This window comes from Rhizobium mongolense subsp. loessense (assembly GCF_900099775.1).
Lineage (GTDB): Bacteria > Pseudomonadota > Alphaproteobacteria > Rhizobiales > Rhizobiaceae > Rhizobium > Rhizobium loessense.
The window spans coordinates 15,837-39,614 of sequence record NZ_FMTM01000014.1 but is presented as its reverse complement, the minus strand read 5'-3'; the positions used below and the strand labels follow the sequence as shown (position 1 = coordinate 39,614).

Below are 23,778 nucleotides of genomic sequence, written 5' to 3'. Positions count from 1 at the left end.
GGCGTCACTCAGCGCCGCCGGCCTGATTTTTTGCCAAAGACTTCTCAACTTGCTTGCATTGGTATTTTTGACCTTGCCCCGCCCGGACAGATGTGATCGATTTCCGGCGCTGCTGGAGGGCGGCGAATTTCAAATCACATGAGCAAAAAGCTCGACTGCGACGGAAGGTCATCATGCCTCAGCTCCTCGACGACGCCTCATCGGGCGGCCTGTTTGTCGGCCGCGTCTGGAATCCGCAGGCAGCCGGTCCGGCGATTGTCACCATCCGTGACGGAGAAATCGTCGACATAACGTCCAGGCAAGCCCCGACATTGAGCGCGCTTCTGGAGAAAGCCGACCCGGCAGGTTTCGTGCGCCAAGCGGATGGCAAACGGCTTGCTTCACTTGAAACAGTTGCTGCAAACAGCACCGGCAGGCCGGACGCTGCCAGGCCCTATCTCTTGGCGCCGGCAGACCTTCAAACCGTGAAGGCCTGCGGTGTGACCTTTGCCCAATCGATGATCGAGCGCGTCATTGAGGAAAAAGCTGCCGGCAATCCGGATCGCGCAGCCTCGATCCGGGGCCGCGTTGGCACACTGATCGGCGGCAGCCTTGCCAACATCAAAGCAGGCTCTCCGGAAGCGGCAAAGGTCAAGCAGGCGTTGATCGACGAAGGCATGTGGTCGCAATATCTCGAAGTCGGCATCGGCCCGGATGCCGAGGTCTTTACCAAGTCGCCGGTTCTTTCCTCCGTCGGTTGGGGTGCCGATGTTGGCCTGCATCCGATTTCGACCTGGAACAATCCGGAACCGGAAATCGTGCTTGCGGTCAACAGCCGCGGCGAAATCAAGGGCGCAACCCTCGGCAACGACGTCAACCTGCGTGATGTCGAAGGCCGCTCGGCTCTGCTGCTCGGCAAGGCCAAGGACAACAATGCCTCCTGCTCCATCGGTCCTTTCGTTCGCCTGTTCGACGCCACATACGGCCTCGACGAGGTCCGCAAGGCCGAGCTTGACCTGAAAGTCACCGGCCAGGACGGCTTCGTTCTCAACGGAAAGAGCTCAATGTCGAAGATCAGCCGAGACCCGACCGATCTCGTCAGGCAGACCTGCGGGCCTCATCATCAGTATCCGGATGGGTTCATGCTGTTCCTCGGCACGCTGTTTGCCCCGACGCAGGACCGCGACGCCCCCAACCAGGGCTTTACGCACAAGGTCGGCGATGTGGTCGAGATCTCCTCATCTGGGCTCGGCACGCTCGTCAATACCGTTCGCCTTTCTACCGAATGCGCCCCGTGGACGTTCGGCATTTCGGCTTTGATGGCAAACCTTGCCGCGCGGGGGCTGCTTCACGCCTGACAGCGCTCCGGGCCAGTTCGGCCGCCTGGATCTGCGGCAATTGGCCTCCTTTATTTGTGCACTGCAGCAATCGGCCCTATATGTATCCTCGGCGCCTTTGTTGGCTCAAGGAGAAGCATGTGTCCTTTCGAGATTCACCAGACGAACGCCTTGTCGAGATCGCAGCATTCGGATCCAATCCCGGCGCGCTCAAGGCTTGGCTGTTCCTCCCGACAGATATGGATACGCGTACCCCGCTCGTCGTAGCCCTCCATGGCTGCACCCAGACAGCTAAAGGATACGCACTGGGTTCTGGATGGTCGCAACTCGCCGAGCGGCGGAGATTTGCGGTTCTTTATCCAGAACAACAGCACTCGAACAACCCGAACCTCTGTTTCAATTGGTTTGAACCCGGGGATGCACGACGCGGTGCGGGCGAAGCCGCATCCATCAGCCAAATGGTCGCACATGTCGTTCAGTCACAAGGCATCGATCCGAACCGGGTCTTCGTGACGGGTCTTTCGGCAGGTGGCGCCATGGCGAACGCGATGCTGTCGACCTATCCTGAGATGTTCGCCGGCGGCGCGATCATCGCGGGTCTTCCCTATGGCGCTGCGGCCAATGTTGGAGAAGCCTTCGCACAAATGCAGGGGCGAAATCCGTCGAGCGCCGTGAAGCTCCGCTCCGCGTTGAGGCGTGCGGGACATCACACAGGTCCGTGGCCGACTGTATCGGTGTGGCATGGAACGCATGATCAAACAGTGCGACCGAGAAATGCAGATCAGATCGTCGATCAATGGAGCGGCGTTCACGCGACACGTAAAGAGCCGGACCGCACGGAAGTGGCGAATGGGCACCAGCACAAGGTCTGGTTCGATGCCGATGGGCGAATGGTCATCGAAACCTATTCTATCAAAGGCATGGCGCATGGCCTTCCTCTTGCAACCCAAGGCGGCTCCTCGTTCGGCCGACCGGGACCCTACATGCTCGAGGCGGGTATTTCGTCAACCGCGCGCATTGCGCGCAGTTGGGGCCTCGCTTCCGATTCCGATGTCGAAGCAACAGAGTTCGCCGCTTCCGAGGGGGCTGGTGATCGGAAATTCGCTGGCGCAAGAAAGCGGCGGAGCCCTCAACCGGAGCCCGCCGACAGTCGGGTCAGCAAGATCATCAATGACGCACTGCGCGCAGCCGGGCTGCTGCGCTGACCTTCTGCCGGCAGTCGAACAACGGCTCTTGCCTTGGCGATAGTCGCCGGCTGAGAAAAAAAGCCTGGCCCGGCAACACCCGGCAAGCGACGTAGGGTCGGCGATTTCCGCCGGCCTGGCTTGCGTGTAAAAAAAATGCCACGCAGTAAGATCCTGCCGATCGCCCGCAACAGCGGGCAAATGCCGGCCGGGAAATCTACTGGTTGCGCCGGATTCCCTGCATAAGATCCAGCACGGAATTGGCAGCGTCGAGCACATGCGTGCCGGGGCCGAAAACGGCAGAAACACCGTGGTCAGCCAGAAACTGATAGTCCTGGCGCGGGATGACACCGCCACAAATGACGATGACATCGCCGCCGCCCTTTGCTTTCAGGATATCGACGAGCTGCGGCAGCAACGTCTTGTGGCCGGCGGCAAGCGACGAGACACCGATGACGTTGACCTTTTCGCCGATCGCCATCTGCGCCGCCTCTTCCGGCGTCTGGAAAAGCGGACCGGCAAGCACGTCGAAACCGATATCGCCGAACGCCGATGCGATCACCTTGGCGCCGCGGTCATGGCCATCCTGGCCAAGTTTGGCAACCATGATCTTCGGCCTGCGGCCGAGCGCCGCGCTGACGTCCGACATGCGGCTCTTCAAGACCGCAAGCTCCGGCTCGTCGCGATAGGCTTCGCCATAGACATCCTTGATAACCTTTGGCGTCGCGGCGTGATCGCCGAAGGCTTTCCGCATGGCATCGGAGATCTCGCCCACGGTGGCGCGCGCACGGGCCGCCTCGACGGCCGCAGCCAAGAGATTGCCTTTTCCACTGCGGGCGACATCGACAAGCACAGCGAGCGTTTGGGCGACCTTGGCGCTGTCGCGCCGGCGCTTCGTCTCTTCGATACGCTTGATCTGCGCGGCTCTTACGGCGCTGTTGTCGATTTCCAGGATATCGATAGGCTCTTCGTTTTCGAGGCGGTACTTGTTAACGCCAACGATAACCTCATCGCCCTTGTCCACCGCAGCTTGCCGCCTGGCGGCGGCTTCCTCGATCAACCGCTTCGGCAGGCCTTCGTTGACTGCGCGTGTCATGCCGCCAATGGCCTCGACCTCCGCCATCAGAGCCCATGCCTTGTCTGCCAGTTCCCGCGTCAGGCTTTCGACATAATAGGAGCCGGCGAGCGGGTCGACGACCCTGGTGACACCTGTCTCATGGCTCAGGATAAGTTGCGTGTTACGGGCGATGCGCGCGGAAAATTCCGTCGGCAGCGCGATCGCCTCGTCGAAGGAATTGGTGTGCAGCGACTGCGTGCCACCCAGCACCGCCGACATCGCTTCGAAGGCAGTGCGGATGATATTGTTGTAGGGATCCTGCTCCTGCAGCGACACACCCGAGGTCTGGCAATGGGTGCGCAGCATCAATGAGGACGATTTCTTCGGCGAAAACTCCTCCATGATCCGCGCCCAGAGCAGCCGGGCCGCGCGCAGCTTCGCCGCCTCCATGAAGAAGTTCATGCCGATCCCAAAGAAGAAGGAAAGGCGTCCGGCAAAGTCGTCCACATTGAGGCCTTTGGCGATTGCGGCGCGCACATATTCGCGGCCATCCGCCAGCGTGAAGGCAAGCTCCTGCACCAGTGTCGCACCCGCCTCCTGCATGTGGTAGCCGGAGATCGAGATCGAATTGAACTTCGGCATCTCCTTCGCCGTATACTCAATGATGTCTGCGACGATCCGCATCGAAGGTTCAGGCGGATAAATATAGGTGTTGCGGACCATGAACTCCTTGAGAATGTCATTCTGGATGGTGCCGGAAAGATCGCCCCTTGAGCAGCCCTGCTCCTCGCCTGCAACGATGAAGGAGGCAAGGATCGGAATGACCGCGCCGTTCATGGTCATCGACACGGACATCTCGCTTAGCGGAATGCCGTCAAAGAGGATCTTCATGTCTTCGACCGAGTCGATTGCGACACCGGCCTTGCCGACGTCACCTTCGACGCGCGGATGGTCGCTGTCATAGCCGCGATGGGTGGCGAGATCGAAGGCGACGGAGAGGCCCTTCTGGCCGGCGGCGAGATTGCGACGGTAAAAGGCGTTGGATTCCTCGGCCGTCGAAAAACCGGCATACTGGCGGATCGTCCACGGCCTGCCGGCATACATCGTCGCACGCGGACCCCGGACGAATGGTGCAAATCCCGGAAGGGAGTCGAGATGCCCCGCCCCTTCGATATCGGCGGCCGTGTAAAGCGGCTTGACGTCGATGCCTTCCGGGGTGTGCCAGATCAGCGTTTCAGGCTGAGCGCGCAGCTCCTTCTCCGCCAATGCCGCCCAATCCGCGGTCGTCTTCTTGGCCATGTTTTCCTCCGGCATTTCCTTTTGGCCGCACGCTATCACTCGAACCGCATAGGGCGCGATAGGGCCTTAGGATAATTTACGCAGGAAACTGGCGATTTCCATGTCCAGCGTGGCGCCTATCGCGCCTGTCTCGGCCGCCAGCGCAGGAGGTAGGATTCAAGGGCATAGGCGAGACGGTTGAGAAAGAAGCCGACCAGGCCGAGAACGAACACTCCAACCATGACAAGGGCCATGTCGAAACGCTCGCGGCCGGCGATGACCAGCCCGCCGATGCCCGGGCCGACGGCGAGGAAATATTCAGCACCCACCGTCGCAAGCCAGGCGTAGATCAGCCCGAGATGCACGCCGGTGGCAATCGACGGCATGGCCGACGGCAGATGGATGCGCAAGATACGTTGACGGGTCGTGAATTTCAGCGCGCGGCCGACTTCAATGAGATCGGCGGGAGCGCTGCGCATTCCTTCATAGGTATTGAGGACAATCGGGATGAAGGCGGCAAGTGCCACGAAGACGATCTTCGCCTGCTCGCCGAAGCCGAACCAGACGGAAATGAGCGGGATCCACGCAAGCAGCGAAATCTGTTTCAGGCCGTTGAAGGTGGGTGAGATCAGCCGGTCGGCGGGACGCGAGAGCGCAAGCAGCGTTGCGAAGGCGATGCCTAGGACGGCGCCGATCCAGAATCCGGCGATATTGCGCATCAAAGAAAAGCCGAGTTCGCCAAAGAGGCCGTTGTCGAAAATCTCACGCTTGGCCGTCAGCGCCACGTCTTCAAGAGAAGGCAGGAACCGCGGGTCGGCAAGGCCAGTGCGGGCCGATATCTCCCATGCAACAAGCAGAAGGACCGGCAGTGTGACGCCGCGGCGGAAGCGGGCGGAGAGTGCTACCGTCATGTCATAAGTCCTGACGTTTCCAGCGCTGGATCAGCATTTCGGTGCGATCCAAGCCCTTGTCCATGGCAAAGCCGACGAGGCCGATGACAATCATGGCAACGATGACCGTATCGAGCCAGAACATCTGCCGGCCCCAGACCAGCAGATAGCCAAGTCCTTCGGACGAAGCGAGCAGTTCGACCCCGACAAGCGAGGTCCAGGAATGGGTTAGACCGTAGCGGACACCCGTAAAGATCGAGGGGACGGCGCCCGGGAGCACGATCAGCCGCAATCTTTGCCAACGGCTGAAACACAGCGCTTGGCCGACCTCGACGTATTTTGGCGATACGCCGCGGATGCCGGAAAATGTATTCAGCGTCATCGGTACAAGTGCTCCCTTGGCGATGATGATGATCTTCAGCGTTTCGCCGATGCCGACAAAAAGCATCAGCAACGGGATCCAGCCGAGCGTCGGGATTTGCGCAAAGGCAAGGAAGAGCGGCTTCACATAATCCTCGATTTTCTGCGACAGGCCGATCGCGATACCGAGGCAAAGCCCGGCTGCGGAACCGATTGCAAAGCCGATCACGACACGGCGAAGACTGACGCAGGCGTGGAAGAGAAGTTCGCCGCTTGCGATCATGTCGCGTGCCGTCTCATAGACGAAGAAAGGCGGCGGCAGGATTTGTTCTGCAAGCCAGCCCTTTGCCGAGGCCACCCACCAGAGGCCAAGAAGCGCCGCAGGCAGGACCAGACCGGCGACGCCGAAGACGGCGCGGCTTCGCCGTCGTCGCGCCATGCGAATGCCGGCATCGCCGGCGGCCTCGAAGATTGCAGCCATGCCGGTCTCCGTTTGCGTGAGCCTACGATGCGTGAGGTTTTCCATCTGCGCCGTAAGGTTGCCAGAAATCCTTGAGGCCGAGCCGTTCGATCGCACTGTTCAAGTATTTCGGCTCGAACCAGCCGTTGAGATCGACGTCGCGGCGGATGAGACCGAACTCCTTGCCCTTGACCGCCTGCTCCTTGTACTGCGACACCAGCAGGTCATCGATGAGTGGCGAGTTGCGGTAAGCCAGCGTGTCGTTGCTGAAATATTCCTCCAGGATCGGAACCGGAGTGCCGGATTTGTGCCAGAGTTCGAAGAGCGCGGGACGATTTGGCTCGTCGGACGACCATTTCGCCGCCTTGACGAAGGCATCGACGACGCGCTGCGTTATTTCCGGATGCTCATCGATGAAGGCTTGGCGGCCGATCACGCCGGCATTGCGGCCGAAGCGCGGATCATCGCCCTTGGTCGTGTAGATGATGTCGGCTGCACCCTTGGCCGCCAGGTTGATGAGCTGCGTGTCGCCGAAGGCTGCATCGATGTCCTTGCTCGTCAGCGCAGCGACCGTTCCGGCACTGTCGAGATTGATGACCTGCACGTCGCGCTCATTCAGTCCGTGGGCCGCAAGCACCTTGATGGCGGCAAGATGACCATTCGTGCCGCGCTGCAGGGCGATCTTGCGTCCCTTCAGGTCCTCGATCCTCGTGATGCCGGAGGCCTTTGCGGCAGCAAGATAGAGTGGCTTGCGGGCGCCGCTTGCCAGCAGGTACTTGGTCTTCAGGCCGGTTGCCCGCCCGATCAGCGAGGGCAGGTCGCCCTGGTAGGCGAAATCGAGCTGGTCGTTGGCAAAGCCCTCATTGACCGCCGGGCCGGCGCCCTTGAAGAATGTCCATTCGATCTTGATATTCGGATCGTTTGCGAATTCCTTCTCCAGGTATTCACCAGCACGCGCCGTGGCCGCCGATGTGCCCTCCGAGTAGGGCCGATTATCGACGCCGATTGCCGCATAGCCAACATGAATGACGAGCGGCTCCTCAGCTAGCGCTTCAGTGAAGAGGCCAAGAGCAAGCGCAATGCCCGCGGCAAGGGATGCAAGTTTCATAACTTCTCTCCGTTTCGACAAATTTAGCCGGCCGCGGCAATGGCGGGACGCAGTCCAGCCACCTTGCGCGCCTTGGGCGGAACACCGGGGCTCTGCTGCTCGCCAGCCTTCGTCGTGGTGCTGAGGCTTTCGAGCACGCGGTTGCGCACTTTAGAAAGTGCTGCAGAGGTCCGATCGCGCGGCCGCGGCAGATCGACAGGCACAATCTCGCGGATGCGGCCGGGGCGTGGCGACATCACGACGACGCGGTCGCCGAGATAGGCCGCCTCCTCGACATCATGGGTGACGAGGATCATGGTGATGCGCTCCCTGGCCCAGATTTCCTGAAGCTCGTCCTGCAGCCGCGTCTTGGTGATCGCGTCGAGCGCGCCAAAGGGCTCATCGAGGAAAAGCACGTTCGGCCGGTTGACAAGCCCGCGGGCAATGCCTGCGCGCTGGGCCATGCCGCCCGACAGCTGGTGCGGATAGGCATCGGCGAAGGCCGACAGGCCGACCAGCTCCAGATGCTCCTCGACGAGACGCTTCTTTTCGGCCTTGCCAAGGCCGGCGTTCTCAAGCCCGAGCGCGACATTGCGCCCGACGGTCAGCCAGGGAAACAGCCGTGGCTCCTGGAAGACGATGCCGCGATTAAGACTGGGACCGGTTACTCTTGTTCCGGCATGGGTGATGGAGCCGTCGTAAGCCGTATCGAGTCCGGCGCCAAGGCGCAACAGCGTCGATTTTCCGCAGCCGCTGGCGCCGACGATCGTCACGAATTCGCCCTCTGCGACATCGAGGCTGATATCGTCGAGTGCGGTGAGCTTGTTGCCGTTCACCTGGAAATCGCGGGTGACGCTGCGGATTTCGAGATGGGTCGAACTGGTCATCTTGTTCCCTCCCCTTATTCGGCAGCGATCTGGGCGCGGGCGGGATGGCGCGGCACGCCGAGCCCGAGATTTTCACGAAGCGTGCGGCCTTCGTAGTCACTGCGGAAAAGGCCGCGGCGGCGAAGCTCCGGCAGAACATGCTCGATGAACTCGTAAAGCCCGACCGGCAGATGCGGCGGCATGATGTTGAAGCCGTCGGCAGCACCCGTCGTGAACCACTCCTCCATCTTGTCGGCAATCTGCACCGGCGTTCCGACGACCTGGTAATGACCGCGGGCGCCGGCGATGCGAAGGTAAAGGTCGCGGATGGTGAGGTTCTCGCGGCGCGCAAGATCGAGCAGCAATTTCTGGCGGCTCTTGCTGCTGTTGGTTTCGGGAAGCTCCGGCACTGGGCCGTCCAGCGGATATCGCGACAGATCGATCGAGCCTGCCATGCCCGCGAGCATCGACAGCCCGACGGCCGGGTGGATGAGGTCCTGGATCTGTTGAAACTTGTCCTGCGCCTCCTGCTCGGTCCGCCCGACGACTGGGAAGATGCCGGGCATGACCTTCAGATCGTCGCGGTCGCGGCCGTATTTTGCGAGCCTGCCCTTGAGGTCCGAATAGAAGGCGCGCGCATCCTCGGTCGTCTGGTGGGCGGTGAAGACCACGTCCGCGGTGCGCGCGGCAAGTTCCTTGCCGGGCTCGGAGGAGCCTGCCTGAACCAGCACCGGATGTCCCTGCGGCGCACGGGCGACGTTGAGCGGCCCGCGGACTTTGAAATACTTGCCCTTGTGATTGAGGATATGCTGCTTGTCGGGGTCGAAATAGATGCCGCTTTCCTTGTCGCGAGGGAAGGCATCTTCCTCCCAGGTATCCCAAAGGCCACGCACCACGTCGGCGAATTCCTCTGCGCGTTCGTAGCGTTCGGCATGGGCATAGTGCTCGTCGCGGCCGAAGTTGTGGGCCTCATGTTCGCTCGACGAAGTAACGAGGTTCCAGCCCGCCCGACCGCCGCTGATGTGATCGAGGGAGGCAAACTTGCGGGCAATATGATAAGGCTCGTTGTACGACGTGGAGGCGGTTGCCACAAAACCGATATTGCGGGTTACGGCGCAAAGTGCCGAAAGAAGTGTGATCGGTTCGAACTGCGCGACGTAGCGGATGGCGGTACGGCTCAGCGCTTCGATGTCCGTGCCGCGGGTACCGACACCATCCGCCATGAAGACGAGATCGAATTTTGCAGCTTCGGCAGCCTGCGCAAGCGCGACATAATGGGCAAAGTTGGATCCGGCATCGGCTTGTGCGTCGGGATGGCGCCAGGCGGCAACATGGTGGCCGGTCGGATAGAGAAAGGCTCCAAGCTTGAGCTCTCGGCGAGTGTCGGTCATGTTGCTCTCCTCGGCAATGGCGATCCGCAAAGCCTAGCAACAATGACTATAATCCATAGAAATAGTATTCTATTACGGTTTGATCCGGGAAATTAAATCTCTAGCCCTTTCACACCGGGGCGGGAAAGCATTGCGGTCGAGATTGGGGCCTAATCAGACGGCCTTGTGTCTCGGAATGCGCGGCAGGAAAACCGTGAGCAGGCCGAGCAGCGGCAAATACGAGCAGATCCGATAGACGAACTCAATGCCGTGACTGTCGGCGAAATCGCCGAGGAAGGCAGCACCCAGTCCCCCCGCCCCGAAGGCGAAGCCGAAGAAGACGCCGGCGATCAGGCCGACGCGACCGGGCACCAGTTCCTGCGCGAAGACGACGATCGCCGAGAACGCAGAGGCAAAGACAAGGCCGATGACGACACTGAGGATGCCGGTCCAGAAGAGGTTTGCATAAGGCAGTAGCAATGCGAAGGGAATGACCCCAAGGATCGAGAACCAGATTACGAAACGGGAACCGAAGCGATCGCCGATCGGCCCGCCGAGGAAGGTGCCGACGGCGACCGAACCGAGGAAGAGGAACAGCATCAGTTGGGCCTGCTGCACATCCAGATGGAACCTGTCGATGACGTAGAATGTGAAGTAGCTCGACACGCTTGCCATGTAGACGTTCTTCGTCGCCGTCAGCAAGACGAGTATGATGAGCGCGATGATCACCTTGTTCTGCGGCAAGGGCAGCGCACGGCTCACCGCAGGCTTTCCGGCATTCTGCCGGCGGTGACTCATGAACCAGTTGCCGACCCAGCCGAGCACGACGATGCCGATCATCGCGATGGCGGAGAGCCAGGAGACGCTGTGCTGGCCGAGCGGCAGCACGACGAAGGCGGCAATCAGCGGCCCAATGGCCTGGCCGGCATTGCCGCCGACCTGGAAGAAGGATTGCGCAAAACCGTGACGACCGCCGGAGGCAAGACGCGCAACGCGCGAGGATTCGGGGTGAAAGACGGCCGAACCAAAACCGATGAGGCTCGCAGCCACCAGCAACAATTCGAAACTTGCGGCATTGCCGAGCAGGATCAGGCCGCAAAAGGTGCTGGCCATGCCGACCGGCAGAGAATAAGGCATCGGCCAGCGGTCGGTGACGATCCCCACAAAGGGCTGCAACAGGGAAGCCGTGACCTGGAACGTCATCGTCAAAAGCCCGATCTGGACGAAATCGAGATCGTAGTTTGCCTTGAAGAGCGGATAAAGCGAGGAAAGCAGCGACTGCATGATGTCGTTCAGCATATGGCAGAAGCTGACAGCCACGAGGATCGACATCGTCGTCTTCTCGAAACGGGGGGAAGTCTCGCTCAATACGGCCATAGGCATTTCTCCTGCGGACCGCTGCGCGTGCCGCCGATCACTTATTCATCAGGTGAATCCGGGCGACTGCAGCCTTGGGGAAGCTCTCGGCGCCGCAAGCAGAGCATCTACCGCAACTTGCGCGTCAGTTACAGCCCAGTTTTCCCAAGTTTGGTACGCTGATGCTTTAATTTCGCTGGAACGCCTGTATTGCTGCACGAATGATTCTGCCACAAGAAAGTACCAATTGAATTTTCCTATGTGCTCATACACTATCATTCTGCCCGAAATGCCGCCTCGAAAGGGCGCCCCGTCAACACAGTCCATGGAACCCGAAAATGAACGCAAAAGCTCCTAATGCAATAGACATCTACGTGGGCTCGCGCGTGAGGATGCGTAGGCTGCTGTTGGGGTTTAGCCAGGAGCGGCTGGCCGACCAGATCGGCGTTACCTTTCAGCAGGTGCAGAAATACGAGAAAGGCATGAACCGCATTGGCGCAAGCCGGCTGCAAAAGATTGCCGAAGTCCTTGCCGTACCGCCGAGCTTCTTCTTCCAGCAGGACGCCGCTCAGCCGCTGAGCCTCGACGGACTGGAGCCCTCCGAAAACCTCGATCCGGTCGGAGAATTCCTGCGTTCGAAGGAAGGGCTGGCGCTTAATCGCGCTTTCTTGAAGATCACCGACCCAACCGTGCGTGAAAAGGTCCTTTCCCTCGTCAAGGCGATGGCCCAGGCCGGAGAGCGCCGGGATATGACTGTCGATCCGGCAAACTCTGAGACGAGCGCTGCGCTCGACGCTTGAGGAAAACCCGCGGCCGAAAGAACCGCAACGCTCCCGGGCCAGGCCGTGCCGGAACTGTGGGAGCGTTCTTCATTCGCAGCACGCAGCCTAGATGAGCTTCTCCAGCGTGATCGGCAACGAACGGATGCGCTTGCCAGTCGCGTGAAAGACGGCGTTGGCGATCGCAGGCGCCACCCCGACGATCGGCAATTCGCCGACAGCCTTGCCGCCGAGCACCGAGGCACGGTAATCGGGGATGCCGACGGAAATCACCTGAAGGTCGGGCACGTCCGAATTGGTCGGCACGAGATAGTCGGCCAGATTGTTGTTGATCACGCGGGCATATCGTTCGTCGACAATACCTTCCTCCAGCAACGCCTGGCCAATGCCCATGATAATGCCGCCGCGCCACTGGCTTTCGGCGAGCTTCGGGTTGTAGAGCCTTCCCGAATCGAGCGCGGAAACCATGCGCGAGACGCGGACCGTGCCGAAATCTTCATCGACGCGAACCTCGACGAAATGCGCACACCAGCTATGGAGCGAATAGCCGCCTTCTGTCGGCGCCTTCATTGTCATCATTGTCGTAAAGTTGTCGTAGCGGTCTTTTCCATCCCGCTTGTCTTCCGGCAGCGTGTCACGCAGCGTCTCGACCTTCTCACGGCCGATCTGCCGCATGAAGTCTGCAATCGCAACGCCATCACCTTCGCCCCTCGGCGGCAAGATTCGACCTTCAGAGATCGTGAGCGTATTGGCCTGCGCGTCCCGGAACGGCGAATTCGCATCGTTGAGAGCAAGCCCGATCAACTCGTCGCGCGCGGCAAGCGCGGCCTTATGGACGGCACCCGTCATCAGGTTTGCAAGCTGCGAGCCGCCAGCAACGGGTGCCCTCGGCAAGGCCGAGTCGCCGAGCTTGACGTGGATCTGCTCGACGGGGATGCCAAGGATTTCAGCGGCAGTCTGGGCCATGATGGTATACGTCCCCTGGCCCATGTCGATGCCGCTGCTTGCAACCTCCGCCGTACCATCGGCAAGGATTCGCACAAGTGCCTCACCAGGCGTGCGGCGCACCGGATAGGTGCCTGCCGCCACACCCCAGCCGATCAGCGCGTTGCCGTCCCGCATGGAACGCGGCTGTGGCGAGCGCTTCGACCAGCCGAAGGCCTCACCGCCCACGGCAAAGGCTTCGCGCAGTTGTCTCGTCGACCAAGGGATCTTGGCATGCGGATCTCGCTCGGCATAGTTCAGCAAACGGATCTCGACGGGGTCGATGCCGACGGCATAGGCGAGTTCATCGATTGCCGACTCCAGGCCCCATGCACTGGGATTTTCGCCGGGAGCACGAAGCGCGCCGGGCAGAACCGTATGCACAGGCACGATGTTCTGCCTCGAGCTGAAGTTCGCCACGTCATACATGATCGAGGTGACGGCACCGAGCGGCTCGACGGCCACACCCGTCATCGCCGTTTCACTGGCACCGCGCTGGACGATCGATAGCAGCTTTCCTTCCTTCGTTGCGCCGAGCGCCAGCGTTTGCTGGGTGGCAGGGCGGCCGCCGAAGGCAGTGAATGTCTGCGCACGGGTGACCGCGAGCTTGACGGGACGGCCGAGCTTCCTTGCGGCCATGATCGCAAGGGCCGCATGCGGCAACGAGAGTGCCTTGGAACCGAAACCGCCGCCGATATAGGGCGAGATGATCCGCACGTTCTCGAAAGGCAATTCGAACCACTCGGCATAGCTGCGCGCCATGCCGTCCACCCATTGGCTCGGTTCCCAAAGCGTCAGCACATCGCCGTCCCATTTGGCGATCAGCCCATGGGGTTCGATCGGCACGTTATATTCGCGCGGTGTCTTGTATTCGGCTTCGATCCGAACAGGAGCTTCAGCCAGCGCCTGTTCGGCGTTACCCCACTCAATCGTCATTTGCTCGACCGCAATACCCTCCCCGGCACGTGGATCATCGAAGCCGAAGATGGCCTGCTTCTCGTCGTAGCTCACCTTAATCAACGCCGCGGCGGCGGTCGCCTGTTCGAGCGTTTCGGCAAACACGGCTGCAACATGCTGCCCACTGAAGGCAATCTCGTTGGTCAGCGCGAGATAGGGACCTTCAGGACCGGGCGTGCCGGCCCAGGTGGTTGCCGATTTCAGCTCCATGATGTTGTCCGGGGTCAGCACGAGCAGCACGCCAGGCGATGCCTCAGCTTTAGAGATGTCCATCGAGCTGATTGTGCCTGCCGCGATCGTGCTCTGGACCATCACGCCGTGAACGACGCCGTCGATTTGATTTTCGAGTGCGTAGTTTGCCTTGCCGGTAATCTTTGCCGGTCCATCCAACCGCGACAGGCGGCCTCCGAGCACGCCATCTGCTGCATCACCGCGTTTGATTTTCGGTTCCATGACGGTCATGCCAAGCCTCCCAATCTTTTTATGGCGCGAGCAACGACACGTGGCGCCAGGTCGATCTTGTACCGGTTGGCGCCATGGTCGATGGCGCCCTCAATGGCAAGCACGCTTGCTTTTGCGATCGCCGCGGCTTCGACGGTCTTGCCGATCAAGGCGCGTTCGACCGCGCGGGCGCGCCACGGTTTTGTCGCAACGCCACCCAGCGCAACACGAAGGTCGCGGATCGTTTTGCCATCCTCTTCAAGCTCGAGGCCGACAGCGGCGCTGGCGGCAGCAAATTCGTAGGATTGCCGGTCGCGGACCTTAAGATAAATCGATCTTCGGGCTGCTTGCGAGGCGGGGATGAAAATGGCGGTGATGAGTTCGCCGCGTTCAATTTTATGCTCCAGTTGCGGCGTGTTGCCCGGAGCCAGAAAGAAGTCGTCGACCGCAACCTGCCGCACGCCCAGATGGATCACCGCGTCGAACGCGACGAGCGCCACCGCGAGATCGCCGGGATTGACCGCGATGCAGTGCTCGCTGGTGCCGAGCACGGCGTGGTTGCGGGTCATTCCGCCGATCGCCGAACATCCCGAACCCGGCTCGCGCTTGTTGCAGGCCGTAAAGACCGCCGGGTCGCGGAAATACGCACAGCGGGTGCGCTGCAGGAGGTTGCCACCAATTGTCGCCATGTTGCGAAGCTGGGCGGATGCCGCCAGCGACAGCGATTGCGAGATCGCCGGGAACGCTTCTATTATGTCCCGATGCTCGGCGACCTCGCTCATCTTGGCGAGCGCGCCGATCGTAACGCCTGTCTCGGTCGACGAAATTGCGTCCAGCCCGGAAAGAAATGTGATGTCGACGACCGTTTCCGGCGCGGCAATGCCGCATTTGGCAAGATCGAGCAGGGTGGTACCGCCGGCAATGACCATCGCGCCGTGCCGAGCAGCTGCCTCACGGGCTTGATCGGCCGACGATGCGCGCAAATAGGAAAACTCTTTCATCGCGCCGTCTCCGCAGCTTCGCGCACCGCCGCTACGATGCTGTTATGGGCTCCGCACCGACAGAGATTGCCCGACATATATTCACGGATCTCGCTATCGGAGCCCGCATGACCCTCGCGAATGCAGGCAACCGCCGACATGATCTGGCCCGGCGTGCAATAGCCGCACTGGAATGCATCATGCTCAAGAAACGCCGCCTGAACCGGATGAAGGGTGCCGTCTGCCGCGGCAAGGCCTTCGATTGTTGTGACTTGCCGCCCCTCGGCCTGGGCCGCAAGCGTGAGACAGGCAAGCACGCGCCTGCCGTCGATATGGACGGTGCAAGCGCCGCACTGCCCGTGGTCGCAGCCTTTCTTCGTGCCGGTCAGCGCCAGATGTTCACGCAATGCATCAAGCAGCGTGACGCGTGGATCGGCAGCAAGCGCATGCGATGCGCCGTTGATATCAAGCCTGAGGTTGATTGTCCGGGTCATGGTGTTCTCCTGCCTCGACGGAGGAATGTTGCGGCGTCATTGAAAATAGCCGGGTCTTGAATTGCAAAGCGCCTGTGCCAGCTAAAATCTGGTTTCGGTCTCTGCGGGATTTGCTTTCACCTCGTGGCGCCTGCGCAATTGAGACATGACATTCCGCCTCTTTCTGCGATAACAGGTGCAAGGCCCTCAAGTTAAACGGAGGCGCCTCCGATTAAACTAGCGGCTTGCGCGGCAGCGTCAAGCCCCCATCCGCAGGAGAGGCTTTTGACCGGAAAGGCAATAGCCGGAAGCGAGACGAAACCCGAAAGACGCATGCGTGCCGATGCGTTGCGCAACCGCGACAAACTCATTGCTGTTGCCGCCGACGTCTTCGCCGATCATGGCGTCGAAGGTTCGCTGGAGGAGGTCGCCCGGCGTGCCGGCGTTGGTATCGGTACGCTCTACCGGCACTTTCCGACACGCGAACATCTGGTCGAAGTTGTCTATCGGCGGGAGCTGCAGAATTTGGCTACTGCCGCGAGCAATCTGGCGGCAACGCATCCGGCGGACCAGGCCCTCGAAGAGTGGATGCACCGTTTCGTCAACTACATTGCCGCCAAGCGCGGCATGGCACAAAGCCTGCGCATTTTGCTGAATTGCAACTCGGAGCTCTTTGCCGAAAGCGCCGGCATCATCTCCGGGGCTCTTCGACAGTTGATGGACAACGCTGCCGCAAAAGGCATGATCCGCAGCGACGTGGAGAGCACCGACCTCTTGCATGCGCTTTCGAGTATCTATTCGATGCCCGACTCGCCGGAATGGCGGGAACGCTCGCGCAGGCTGATCCGCCTGTTGATGGATGGACTTAAATGGGGGGTAAAAGTGGGGCCGGCCGATTAGGTCATTGCCTCGTCGTTCAGGACGTAGTCCTGATGACCGGCCTGTAGGATCGACAGGAAGTTAAGCCGCGATTTTGGCCATGGCAGGGTCATAGCGGGGCTCGCAAAGAGCGCGACCGCGGCAGCCGCGATATAGCAGATAGCTCCTCGCGGCTGAAATCCATGCCACCGGGAGAGCGGTTTATGTCCCTGATGCGCCACAAACCGTACCGCCTCGCTCATACAAGGATCGATCGGAGTTTTGACAGCGATCGAGATCTAGGGTAGAAATGCTTGAGAAGGTAGAAATTTCGAAGCTGTCATGTCGCTCAATATCAAAAACCCCGCCACAGTCGCTCTCGTTGACGAACTTGCGCGGCGGCTAGGTATCAGCAAGACCGCAGCCATTCATCAGGCTTTGACGGAGCGTCTACATCGCATGGGATACGGCGATGTGGCGCAGGAGCGTCTGCTCACCGAGATGCAGGCGATCCGTGGGCGAGTGTCGCGATTGCCCGAACTCGACAGCCGAAGCGATGAAGAAATCATCGGCTACGATGAGCATGGAATTCCGAACTGATGGTGCTCGATACCTCTGCAATTGTCGCGATCCTGCGCAGTGAACCAGAGGCCGCAGCGCTCGAGAGAACGGTCGTTGCTAACCCTGTTCGCTTGGTCCCCGCGACATGTGTTCTTGAGGCGCGTATGGTCTTGGTCAGCCGGCGCGGCGAACACGCACTTGCCGAGATCGATCTGTGGCTCGCCAGAATCGAGGCCGACATCATTCCGGTCGACGCCGATCTGGTGGATCTGGCGACACAGGCCTGGCTTACTTACGGCAAGGGCCGCCATCCGGCCGCATTGAATTTTGCCGATTGTTTTTCCTACGCTTTGGCAAAGCGTGCGGACGAACCGCTTCTCTTCATCGGCGAGGACTTTTCGCGCACCGATATCGAGGCGGCATAGTGATGGCTGGCGACGCTGCTTCCGATAACGACCGTCTAACATCGTCCCCCTGCCCTACCCGCGCATTTGCAGGATGTCACCTATCGTGCCCGCGGCTATGTCGAGGCGGCGAACTCTGCCAGTACCCGACGCGCCTGTGCCGCCGGCTGGACCTGGTCGCCATACTGGAGACGCTGGATGGTGGCGTCGCCTTAACCGATTGGTGCTGATCGGAATGGTATGCGTAGCCATGACAAGGCTTCCAAGTGACAGCACGGTCCATCGGTACAAGCGCCATCGTTTCCCTGCCGAGAACGCCCATGCGGTGTGGCTTTATTATCGGTTCCCGCTGAGCCTACGTGACGTCGAAGACTTGCTCGCCGAGCGCGGGATCGATGTCTCGTTTCAAACCGTGTCGGAGTGGGCCGTAAAATTCGGTCGCAAATTTGCCAATCATCTTCGCGAGCGATCACGGGCCAGCTTTGCCGCCAAATGGCACCTCGACGAGATGGTCGTGTCGATCAAGGGAACGAGATACTGGCTGTGGTGCGCCGTCGATGCCAACGGCTATATTCTCGACGCCCTCCTCAAAGCCGGAGAAACAAGAAAGCCGCTCTTCGGCTGATGCGAAAGCTGCACGGCCAGGTGCGTTCAGACCACGGAGATCGAGGTCGCCAGCTCAGGTTCCCGCATGCCGCGGTGGCTCCCAGCGGTGGCCAGCGACTTTGGGGCTTATTACGGTTCCGGTAAGTTACTTGTCGGCGGTTGCGTTCTGAGGCAAAATGATGCATCGGAGTTGTGGCCTCCCCTCGGAACAGGGGTGATTTTCCAGTGCGACTGGAGTTGGCGAGGCAGGCTTCATACGATGCAGCGTTGGTGCGGGGTACGGCCAGGGTGGAAACGCCGGGGGCTTTGTTGGTGCTGGGGGACGCGCGAGGATGTTACTTCAGATTGTCACGGGCACTGGCGTGCTGCTTGCCACGATCTTTATTCATGGCATGGCGGTTATGCTGCTGTTCCGGATAGGACGAGGTCACCTTGACGGCACGCGGAAACTCTCCGGCTACGCCCGATTGGGCATCAGTTACTTTTTTGTCACCGGCTTTGTGATCGCTCACATGATCGAAATCATGCTGTGGGCCACGGCGTACCGGCTAGTCGGCGAATTGCCGAACTTTGAGGACGCCATGTATTTCTCGGCGATTACCTTCGCCACGATCGGCTATGGCGACATCACGCTATCCAACGAATGGCGGCTCGCCAGTGCCATCGAAGGTGTAAACGGAATCCTGCTGTTCGGCTGGACTACGGCATTTCTTTTCAAAGTCTCGGAACTGTGGTCCTCCCGGCGCGCTGCGGATCGAAACATCGCGCAACCGTGAAACAAGGACTTGCGGTGCGAGACAGGCCCCCGGTGCACGACGTACGCCACCATCAGCGGCTGTCCCTTGCAGAAAGGGGCCTCGCCGACTTCTGATCAATCCAGGAGGTGCTGTTATGCAGGAATTGCATGTTGAAGGCGGGCGACACCGGAAGCTCATCGAGGCAGCTCTCGCCTTGCTGCTTGTGTCCATGCTGATCGTCGCGAGCTTCTGGGTACTGTCAGCCTTTGTCGGTGTCCTCACCTATGCGGTGATCCTTGCCACTGCCACAGCGGGGCTGTTTGATCGAATGGTTGCGCTGCTGAATGGAAGGCGTCGCCTGGCTGCGGTGCTGTTCGGCGTGGTCGCCGTGACGATCATCATCGTGCCGTTGATCTATCTCTGTTCCGCTATTTCCGACTATCTGAGCGTCGCCGAGGCGTGGTTGAGCACGGCCAGCACTCGCGGAATCCCCAACCTTCCCGAGTGGATTGCAGGACTTCCGCTGGTTGGAAACAAGGTATCGGCGGCATGGCAGGAACTGCAGCGCGAGGGTCTGGTGTTGATGCAGCGCTACCAACCCCAGCTCGCTGCCGCAGGGCGCTGGCTCATCAATTTGGGTGCAGGTCTTCTGGTGGCTGTCCTTGAAATCTGCGTGGGTGTCATCATAGCCGCGATATTTCATGCGTCGCGCACCTGGGTGCTGCGGTATGTTTCCGCCATCATGGTACGTATAGTTGGACCGAAGGGACCAGAACTGCTGAATGCCGCGGGAAGGGCAATAAGCGGCGTGGCAATCGGCGTCATTGGAACGGCTCTGCTCGAGGCGGTGTTGGCCTGGATCGGCTTCGCAATCGCCGGCGTTCCGGGAGCCATCGCCTTGGCTGCCGCGACGTTTTTCCTAGCCGTTATCCAGATTGGACCGCTTCTGGTCTGGCTGCCGGTGGCGATCTGGCTAGGTGCCGAGGGGCAGACCGGCTGGGCGATCTTCACCGCCGCGTGGGGGATCATTCTGCTCATGGGATCAGACAATATCGTCAAGCCTATGCTGATCGCGCGCAGCGGCCAGCTCCCGATGCTCGTGCTGTTCATCGGCGTGATCGGGGGCCTGGCAGCCTGGGGCTTTACCGGCATGTTCATCGGTGCGACGACGCTGGCCGTGCTCTGGACCGTGTTGCAGACTTGGCTCGGCACCAAGGAGGAGCAGTCGGCGGCGGTCACGTGAGTGTGTGCTTCAGCTTGATGCTGCTGTTTGGGTCGGTTGGTGTCCGCAAAACCTCGGGGCCGTCCGGAGTCGGTCTGGCGGGTACGGACGGCTCACCCTCAAATGGAACCTTTGAAGAGGCCATGCGCGTCATTTGGCATGACTTTCTCGTGTTTCCGATTGCGGCCAGAAGATTACCGCCATCAGCACCGTGTAGATCAACGCCGCGCCGACGTAGACAATGCCGGTCGCGAAGGATTCGGCGGCGCCGCCGGGCACCGGTGACACGCCAAGTCCGAACAGGATCAGGAATGTCGTCAGAGCGCCGGCGTACATCCGGGTGTCCTTCGAACTGGCAGCGGCGCGCCGGCCAAGGAGCAATGCCACCACGAGAATCGAGAACAGGCTTGGGCGCAGAGTGAGGATGCTGTAGGCGATGGATGCCAGAATCCCTCCTGACAGATTGATGATCACAAGCCCGAGTGCCACTCGGCCGCTGGCAGCGGCATCGAACTGGCCGAGCAGCGAAGCGACGGTGATGGGATGACGAGCGCTGCGGACAGTTGATCGTTGATCAGACAGACCGCTACCGCCCCCAGCAGTATCGCCGTGTTCGCCAGTGCGCGCAGATAGGAGGGAGGTCCGACTGTTGCTGAAGCCGCCACCCGGCGCGTCGAAGGCGGCTGCGGGAACACCGCATGGGCGCGCCACATCAGGAGCGTGCCACCGAGGTTGCCGGGGTGGCGTCGATGCCTGTCGATCTGGGTCGCGGGCGGCGATCTTCTTCAAATCAGACAAGGAGGAGGGGCAAGATTGCCTGGCAAACCAGCAGTGCCACTAGATCTGCCCCGCTTACCCCGATTCGGCTGGTGCAGACCTTGGCGCTTTCCAGCTAATATGCTGATATGATTTGTATCCAGTTCATTACGGAAGCTAAAAAGAGGTTCATTTCCGCAAGTCATACTTCTGTCGCTCGGGTCAGTATTGCGCGAAGAAAGCCCGTTTAGAAGGTGCTTAACCGCCTGTTAAGCCAGCGGCCTTGCAAGAAAATGAGAATCGGCGCTAAATGCGGTTTCATTGGCCTCACGGCGTTAAAATCGCATTTTCGAGATTTCCATGAATATGGCACCTACAATTGGTAAAGCAATTTCTGATGTCGATCAGCTGATCATCGGCCAGGCACAGGAACTGTCCGACAAATTGAAGCAGCATCGCCTGGAAATGTTTCCGCCCCGTGCGATGAAAAGCCTGCGCGAATTCCAGCTTGCCGAGGTTGCGCGCTTCCTTGGCGTTACGAGCGGCTATCTTCGCAATCTTTCGCTGGAGGGCAAGGGCCCCCTGCCGCAGGTGACGCCATCCGGGCGCAGATCCTATACCGCCAGGCAGATGGATGAAATGCGCCTGTTCTTGGATCAGAATGCCCGAGGCAGCACGCGTTACGTCCCCCACCGCACGGGCAATGAGCACCTGCAGGTCATCGCCGTCGTGAATTTCAAGGGTGGCAGCGGCAAAACCACGAGTGCTGCCCATCTCGCCCAGCATCTGGCGCTGACTGGCCACCGCGTTCTTGCCGTCGACCTCGACCCGCAGGCCTCGCTTTCGGCGATCCACGGCTTCCAGCCCGAATTCGACGTCGACGAAAACGAGACGCTTTATGCGGCAATCCGTTACGACGACGAACGGCGACCGCTTAAGGAAATCATTCGCAAGACCAATTTTCCCAATCTCGACCTGGTTCCGGGCAATCTCGAATTGATGGAATTCGAGCATGATACGCCGCGCGTGCTTGCCCAGGGGAAAGCGAGCGACTACGGCCGCATCTTCTTTGCCCGCCTCGACGAGGCACTGTCTTCCGTCGCCGACGACTATGATGTCGTCGTCATCGACTGCCCTCCCCAGCTCGGCTTCCTGACGATGAGCGCCATCTGCAGCGCAACCGCCGTGCTCATCACCGTTCATCCGCAAATGCTCGACGTGATGTCGATGTGCCAGTTCCTGCAGATGCTGGGCGAGGTGCTGAACACGCTGAAAGGCGCCGGCGGCAACATGAATCTCGACTGGTTGCGCTATCTCGTGACACGCTACGACCCGCAGGATGGGCCACAGACGCAGATGGTCGCCTTCATGCGCTCGATGTTCCGCAATCACGTCCTTACAAATCCCATGCTGCGAAGCGTGGCGATTTCGGATGCTGCTATGACAAACCAGACCCTCTACGAGGTGGAGCGCAATCAGTTTACCCGCGCGACCTACGACCGCGCCATGGAGGCCATGAGCGCCGTCAATGGCGAGATCGCCGAGCTCATCCATAAGGCATGGGGGCGCAGATGACGGCGCACCGATTGACCTCAACCAACCGTTCAACCGCCAGGAGGAGAAAGAATGGCACGTAAGAATATCCTCTCGGGCCTGATGGACGATTCCAAGAAGTTTACCGCCGTAAACAGCGAGCCCGTAAACGACCCCGACAAGCAGCAGATGAACTTCAAGGGAATTGGCGCCCTCGGTGCCGTTACCCGTAGTATCGATGCCCTTGCCGCAAGGGCCGACGCCGCGCGCGAGATCGAAGAAAAGCTCGCCCATGGCGAAACCGTGATTGATCTCGACACCGCACTCATTGAAGATTCCTTCGTCAGCGATCGCCTCGGGCACAACGACGAGCAGTTTCAGGAATTGGTGGAAGCCATCCGCCTGCGAGGGCAGGATTCACCCATTCTTGTCCGCCCGCATCCGGAAAGGGACGGAAAGTTCCAGATTGCCTTCGGCCATCGCCGCGCACGCGCTGCCAAGGAACTTGGCCGGCCGGTTCGCGCCGTCGTCAAGAAACTTGCCGACCGCGATCATGTAATTGCCCAGGGACAGGAAAACTCCGCACGCGCGGATCTCTCCTTCATCGAACGGACGATGTTTGCCGACAAACTCGACAAGCTCGGCTTCGATCGTGAGACGATCATGGCAGCGCTCAACGCTGACAAGACGACGATCTCCAAGATGCTGTCCGTCACCCGGCGCATTCCGGCCGAGGTTCTTTTGGCAATTGGCGCAGCGCGCGCAACCGGCCGCGACCGTTGGCATGACCTTTCGGCGAAATTCGAAGAAGACAACGCTGCCGAGCGGGCCATGCTGTTTATCGGAACGACAGCCTTCGAAGCTGCCGAGCCGGACGCACGGTTCGACATGCTTGCCGCATTCCTCAGCAAGAAGCCGGCATCAGCCGTCCAGACCACAACGCCATCTTCTGCCGTGACTGAGTGGCAGCGGAGCGACGTCAAGGCGAAGATCAAGGATGACGGGAAGCAATTCACCATCGCGCTGAGGGCAGGGAAGGCGTCAGCCTTCGGCACCTATATTGCGGATAATCTCGATCGTCTCTACGAGGCGTTCGAAGATAGCAGGACGACAGGAAAGAACGGAGATCAATAGCAAAAGAAAAGGCCCCCGAACGTTGCCGTAGCGGAAGCCCTCTCTGATCTAGACACCCAGAGAATCACATTTCCGCACAACATAGTCAAGAGTCTCCGGCACCTATTTTCGGTGAGCTGATATCTTTTG

Annotated in this window: 21 protein-coding genes and 2 pseudogenes; 11 read left to right on the top strand and 12 right to left on the bottom strand. The window is 60.3% G+C overall.

Going from position 1 to position 23,778, the window contains the following annotated elements; translation table 11 throughout:
• Positions 1-4: 4 nt before the first annotated feature.
• On the bottom strand, positions 5-175 hold the full coding sequence (locus tag BLP23_RS33945; protein WP_167364022.1) for a hypothetical protein: 171 nt from the start codon (positions 173-175) through the stop codon (positions 5-7).
• On the opposite strand from BLP23_RS33945, the gene BLP23_RS28750 reads away from it, so the two are divergent.
• Positions 171-1,337 (top strand): fumarylacetoacetate hydrolase family protein, encoded by a 1,167-nt coding sequence (locus BLP23_RS28750; RefSeq protein WP_092588204.1) that lies wholly within the window; start codon positions 171-173, stop codon positions 1,335-1,337. The genes BLP23_RS33945 and BLP23_RS28750 overlap by 5 nt on opposite strands.
• A gap of 119 nt (positions 1,338-1,456) precedes the next feature.
• Positions 1,457-2,521, top strand: a complete 1,065-nt coding sequence (locus tag BLP23_RS28745) for an extracellular catalytic domain type 1 short-chain-length polyhydroxyalkanoate depolymerase (RefSeq protein WP_233426850.1) — start codon at positions 1,457-1,459, stop codon at positions 2,519-2,521.
• A 196-nt stretch (positions 2,522-2,717) separates the two neighbouring features.
• On the opposite strand, the gene scpA is transcribed toward BLP23_RS28745, so the two are convergent.
• The 7 genes from scpA to BLP23_RS28710 form a co-directional block, all read right to left on the bottom strand.
• On the bottom strand, positions 2,718-4,856 hold the full coding sequence (gene scpA, locus BLP23_RS28740) for a methylmalonyl-CoA mutase (protein ID WP_092588133.1): 2,139 nt from the start codon (positions 4,854-4,856) through the stop codon (positions 2,718-2,720).
• A gap of 116 nt (positions 4,857-4,972) precedes the next feature.
• On the bottom strand, positions 4,973-5,746 hold the full coding sequence (locus BLP23_RS28735) for an ABC transporter permease (RefSeq protein ID WP_092588132.1): 774 nt from the start codon (positions 5,744-5,746) through the stop codon (positions 4,973-4,975).
• A 1-nt stretch (position 5,747) separates the two neighbouring features.
• Complete coding sequence (locus BLP23_RS28730) at positions 5,748-6,566, bottom strand: ABC transporter permease (RefSeq protein ID WP_139187133.1); 819 nt, start codon at positions 6,564-6,566, stop codon at positions 5,748-5,750.
• A 22-nt stretch (positions 6,567-6,588) separates the two neighbouring features.
• Positions 6,589-7,653 carry an ABC transporter substrate-binding protein gene (locus BLP23_RS28725; RefSeq protein WP_092588131.1) on the bottom strand — a complete coding sequence of 355 codons (1,065 nt, stop codon included), beginning with the start codon at positions 7,651-7,653 and terminating at the stop codon, positions 6,589-6,591.
• Positions 7,654-7,676: 23 nt separating this feature from the next.
• Positions 7,677-8,519: an ABC transporter ATP-binding protein gene (locus tag BLP23_RS28720; RefSeq protein ID WP_092588130.1), complete on the bottom strand. Its 843-nt coding sequence runs from the start codon at positions 8,517-8,519 to the stop codon at positions 7,677-7,679.
• Between the two features lie 14 nt (positions 8,520-8,533).
• Positions 8,534-9,889 carry an LLM class flavin-dependent oxidoreductase gene (locus BLP23_RS28715; RefSeq protein ID WP_092588129.1) on the bottom strand — a complete coding sequence of 452 codons (1,356 nt, stop codon included), beginning with the start codon at positions 9,887-9,889 and terminating at the stop codon, positions 8,534-8,536.
• Between the two features lie 153 nt (positions 9,890-10,042).
• Positions 10,043-11,245, bottom strand: a complete 1,203-nt coding sequence (locus tag BLP23_RS28710; RefSeq protein WP_092588128.1) for an MFS transporter — start codon at positions 11,243-11,245, stop codon at positions 10,043-10,045.
• 317 nt (positions 11,246-11,562) lie between these two features.
• On the opposite strand from BLP23_RS28710, the gene BLP23_RS28705 reads away from it, so the two are divergent.
• On the top strand, positions 11,563-12,024 hold the full coding sequence (locus tag BLP23_RS28705; RefSeq protein ID WP_092588127.1) for a helix-turn-helix domain-containing protein: 462 nt from the start codon (positions 11,563-11,565) through the stop codon (positions 12,022-12,024).
• 87 nt (positions 12,025-12,111) lie between these two features.
• Here the strand turns inward: BLP23_RS28705 and BLP23_RS28700 are convergent, their stop codons facing one another.
• Genes BLP23_RS28700 through BLP23_RS28690 form a run of 3 tightly spaced genes read right to left on the bottom strand, consistent with a single transcriptional unit; the run spans position 12,112 to position 15,859 of the window.
• Positions 12,112-14,406, bottom strand: a complete 2,295-nt coding sequence (locus BLP23_RS28700) for a xanthine dehydrogenase family protein molybdopterin-binding subunit (protein ID WP_092588126.1) — start codon at positions 14,404-14,406, stop codon at positions 12,112-12,114.
• Positions 14,403-15,386 (bottom strand): FAD binding domain-containing protein, encoded by a 984-nt coding sequence (locus tag BLP23_RS28695; protein WP_092588125.1) that lies wholly within the window; start codon positions 15,384-15,386, stop codon positions 14,403-14,405. Before BLP23_RS28695 ends, BLP23_RS28700 begins: the two co-directional genes overlap by 4 nt.
• Positions 15,383-15,859, bottom strand: coding sequence for a (2Fe-2S)-binding protein (locus BLP23_RS28690; RefSeq protein ID WP_092588124.1), 477 nt, complete (start codon positions 15,857-15,859; stop codon positions 15,383-15,385). The genes BLP23_RS28695 and BLP23_RS28690 overlap by 4 nt, the downstream gene beginning before the upstream one ends.
• A 312-nt stretch (positions 15,860-16,171) precedes the next feature.
• Between BLP23_RS28690 and BLP23_RS28685 the strand changes: the two genes are divergently transcribed.
• From BLP23_RS28685 to BLP23_RS28655, 6 genes and pseudogenes are all read left to right on the top strand, one after another.
• Positions 16,172-16,738, top strand: coding sequence for a TetR/AcrR family transcriptional regulator (locus BLP23_RS28685; RefSeq protein WP_092588203.1), 567 nt, complete (start codon positions 16,172-16,174; stop codon positions 16,736-16,738).
• A 300-nt stretch (positions 16,739-17,038) separates the two neighbouring features.
• Positions 17,039-17,296, top strand: a complete 258-nt coding sequence (locus BLP23_RS28675; RefSeq protein ID WP_092588122.1) for a type II toxin-antitoxin system VapB family antitoxin — start codon at positions 17,039-17,041, stop codon at positions 17,294-17,296.
• Positions 17,296-17,682 (top strand): type II toxin-antitoxin system VapC family toxin, encoded by a 387-nt coding sequence (locus BLP23_RS28670; RefSeq protein ID WP_092588121.1) that lies wholly within the window; start codon positions 17,296-17,298, stop codon positions 17,680-17,682. Before BLP23_RS28675 ends, BLP23_RS28670 begins: the two co-directional genes overlap by 1 nt.
• A 229-nt stretch (positions 17,683-17,911) precedes the next feature.
• Positions 17,912-18,297: pseudogene (locus tag BLP23_RS28665) on the top strand (IS6 family transposase); the annotation flags it as partial.
• 302 nt (positions 18,298-18,599) lie between these two features.
• Positions 18,600-19,043, top strand: a complete 444-nt coding sequence (locus BLP23_RS28660; RefSeq protein ID WP_092588120.1) for a potassium channel family protein — start codon at positions 18,600-18,602, stop codon at positions 19,041-19,043.
• A gap of 115 nt (positions 19,044-19,158) precedes the next feature.
• Positions 19,159-20,247, top strand: coding sequence for an AI-2E family transporter (locus BLP23_RS28655; protein ID WP_092588119.1), 1,089 nt, complete (start codon positions 19,159-19,161; stop codon positions 20,245-20,247).
• Positions 20,248-20,376: 129 nt separating this feature from the next.
• On the opposite strand, the pseudogene BLP23_RS28650 reads toward BLP23_RS28655, so the two are convergent.
• A pseudogene (locus tag BLP23_RS28650) lies at positions 20,377-20,963 on the bottom strand (DUF2955 domain-containing protein); the annotation flags it as partial.
• Positions 20,964-21,342: 379 nt separating this feature from the next.
• Here BLP23_RS28650 and repA point away from each other — a divergent pair.
• Positions 21,343-22,557 carry a plasmid partitioning protein RepA gene (gene repA, locus BLP23_RS28645; protein ID WP_040116398.1) on the top strand — a complete coding sequence of 405 codons (1,215 nt, stop codon included), beginning with the start codon at positions 21,343-21,345 and terminating at the stop codon, positions 22,555-22,557.
• 51 nt (positions 22,558-22,608) lie between these two features.
• On the top strand, positions 22,609-23,649 hold the full coding sequence (gene repB / locus BLP23_RS28640) for a plasmid partitioning protein RepB (protein WP_092588118.1): 1,041 nt from the start codon (positions 22,609-22,611) through the stop codon (positions 23,647-23,649).
• Positions 23,650-23,778: the final 129 nt, after the last annotated feature.

Bases quoted from the DNA above. Each gene is read 5' to 3' on its own strand.
- BLP23_RS28670 (WP_092588121.1), top strand. From the start codon at position 17,296: ATGGTGCTCGATACCTCTGCAATTGTCGCGATCCTGCGCAGTGAACCA.
- BLP23_RS28690 (WP_092588124.1), bottom strand. From the start codon at position 15,859: ATGACCCGGACAATCAACCTCAGGCTTGATATCAACGGCGCATCGCAT.
- BLP23_RS28655 (WP_092588119.1), top strand. From the start codon at position 19,159: ATGCAGGAATTGCATGTTGAAGGCGGGCGACACCGGAAGCTCATCGAG.
- BLP23_RS28675 (WP_092588122.1), top strand. From the start codon at position 17,039: ATGTCGCTCAATATCAAAAACCCCGCCACAGTCGCTCTCGTTGACGAA.
- BLP23_RS28735 (WP_092588132.1), bottom strand. From the start codon at position 5,746: ATGACGGTAGCACTCTCCGCCCGCTTCCGCCGCGGCGTCACACTGCCG.
- BLP23_RS28710 (WP_092588128.1), bottom strand. From the start codon at position 11,245: ATGGCCGTATTGAGCGAGACTTCCCCCCGTTTCGAGAAGACGACGATG.
- BLP23_RS28730 (WP_139187133.1), bottom strand. From the start codon at position 6,566: ATGGCTGCAATCTTCGAGGCCGCCGGCGATGCCGGCATTCGCATGGCG.
- repA (WP_040116398.1), top strand. From the start codon at position 21,343: ATGAATATGGCACCTACAATTGGTAAAGCAATTTCTGATGTCGATCAG.
- scpA (WP_092588133.1), bottom strand. From the start codon at position 4,856: ATGGCCAAGAAGACGACCGCGGATTGGGCGGCATTGGCGGAGAAGGAG.
- BLP23_RS28700 (WP_092588126.1), bottom strand. From the start codon at position 14,406: ATGACCGTCATGGAACCGAAAATCAAACGCGGTGATGCAGCAGATGGC.
- BLP23_RS28685 (WP_092588203.1), top strand. From the start codon at position 16,172: ATGCGTGCCGATGCGTTGCGCAACCGCGACAAACTCATTGCTGTTGCC.
- BLP23_RS28705 (WP_092588127.1), top strand. From the start codon at position 11,563: ATGAACGCAAAAGCTCCTAATGCAATAGACATCTACGTGGGCTCGCGC.
- BLP23_RS28720 (WP_092588130.1), bottom strand. From the start codon at position 8,519: ATGACCAGTTCGACCCATCTCGAAATCCGCAGCGTCACCCGCGATTTC.
- BLP23_RS28715 (WP_092588129.1), bottom strand. From the start codon at position 9,889: ATGACCGACACTCGCCGAGAGCTCAAGCTTGGAGCCTTTCTCTATCCG.
- BLP23_RS28660 (WP_092588120.1), top strand. From the start codon at position 18,600: ATGTTACTTCAGATTGTCACGGGCACTGGCGTGCTGCTTGCCACGATC.
- repB (WP_092588118.1), top strand. From the start codon at position 22,609: ATGGCACGTAAGAATATCCTCTCGGGCCTGATGGACGATTCCAAGAAG.
- BLP23_RS28725 (WP_092588131.1), bottom strand. From the start codon at position 7,653: ATGAAACTTGCATCCCTTGCCGCGGGCATTGCGCTTGCTCTTGGCCTC.
- BLP23_RS33945 (WP_167364022.1), bottom strand. From the start codon at position 175: ATGATGACCTTCCGTCGCAGTCGAGCTTTTTGCTCATGTGATTTGAAA.
- BLP23_RS28695 (WP_092588125.1), bottom strand. From the start codon at position 15,386: ATGAAAGAGTTTTCCTATTTGCGCGCATCGTCGGCCGATCAAGCCCGT.